This is a genomic window from Blautia sp. ZXY-1-B12, from assembly GCF_056339915.1.
Map to the genome: position 1 here is coordinate 1 of NZ_JBWJVP010000093.1, position 1,168 is coordinate 1,168.

A 1,168-nucleotide genomic window follows, 5' to 3' on the forward strand; every position below is an offset into this window, starting at 1 on the left:
TATGGAATTGGTTACTGTTCAGACCCTTGCAGGGGGCATTAGTAAAAATGACGAATTATAATTTTTTCATTGATGTCTCAAAAGCTCTTTTGTGGATAATGCGAAAGAGCTTTTTTCTATGGTGGATAACCTTCCACCAGAAACGCTTATACAGATAGTGCAGGAATACTTTTCCTGTTTCAGTCATATGGAGATCCTTTTTATCCACAAAATATGTACTTTTTTTTATCCGTCATTTTCACTTTATCCACATTCACTCGGATTCGCTTTTTTGCGGCTTTTCCCTTATAATGTGTGTATAGATTTCAACGATTTCAGGAGTAAGATAATGAACCAATACGAAAAAGAGATTCAGGCATTAAAATACAGATGCTGGAAATTAGAACAGCAGTGCAGTATGTTTGATGATACATTCCAAAAGCAGAACCAGCTTGTAAAAAGCCAGAACGATATGATCCAGATATTAAAAGAAAGAAACCATTACTTAGAAGAACATATTGCAACACTGACAAAAGCATACCGAGTCCAGGAAGAACTCTTCCAGACACAGGAAGAGATCATCCGGCAGATGAGAAAAGACCAGACCAGATGAGAGTCAATTTTGAGTATGATATGCATCTTCAATATGAAAACAGAGTTTTGAAAGCAAGGATCAGGGAAATTGAATCTGGTGCTGCTTATGTCCGCATGCAGGAAGAATGTGAAAAAAGATGCAGGGAAATGGAACGTGAAGTCCGAAAACTCAAAAATGAACTTGAAAATGCTGTCCGCCAGCTCCGTTAGAACAGGGAACATTGGTTTCAGGTTTACGGGGACATGGAAAAAGAACATAAAAAAGTTGTGGAAAGAAAGCAGGGAGAGATCCGGAGACTGCAGAGAAGCTTTGTGAAAAAAATGCTATTGCCTATGAGCAGATGCATGAAAAATATCTGGAGCAGTTCCATCTGAGGTACGCGGCAGAATCCGCACTGGAAGAGGAAAAAGGAAAAAACCAGAAACTGAGGGCCCAGCTTAACCGTGATTATGAGAACTCTTCCATACCATCCTCGAAATCACTGCGCCCTAAAAAGGTTGCAAACAGCAGGGAAAAGACAGGTAGAAAACCCGGAGCCCAGCCCGGGCATAAGGGACACTGCCGGAAAAACAGGAACCAACAGTTCCCACGGTC

2 protein-coding genes and 1 pseudogene are annotated in these 1,168 nt (G+C 40.8%); all 3 read left to right on the forward strand.

Annotation, left to right across the window (positions count from 1 at the left end):
- Positions 1 to 328 precede the first annotated feature (328 nt).
- The gene (locus tag AC075L_RS06100) at positions 329 to 592 is read left to right on the forward strand and encodes a hypothetical protein (protein WP_476387356.1); all 264 of its coding nucleotides are present in this window, start codon (positions 329 to 331) and stop codon (positions 590 to 592) included.
- Positions 589 to 783 carry a hypothetical protein gene (locus AC075L_RS06105; protein WP_476387357.1) on the forward strand — a complete coding sequence of 65 codons (195 nt, stop codon included), beginning with the start codon at positions 589 to 591 and terminating at the stop codon, positions 781 to 783. Before AC075L_RS06100 ends, AC075L_RS06105 begins: the two co-directional genes overlap by 4 nt.
- 131 nt (positions 784 to 914) lie before the next feature.
- Positions 915 to 1,168: pseudogene (locus AC075L_RS06110) on the forward strand (hypothetical protein); the annotation flags it as partial.

Excerpts from the sequence above, each read along its gene's own strand:
- AC075L_RS06100 (WP_476387356.1), top strand. The coding sequence starts at position 329 with ATGAACCAATACGAAAAAGAGATTCAGGCATTAAAATACAGATGCTGG.
- AC075L_RS06105 (WP_476387357.1), top strand. The coding sequence starts at position 589 with ATGAGAGTCAATTTTGAGTATGATATGCATCTTCAATATGAAAACAGA.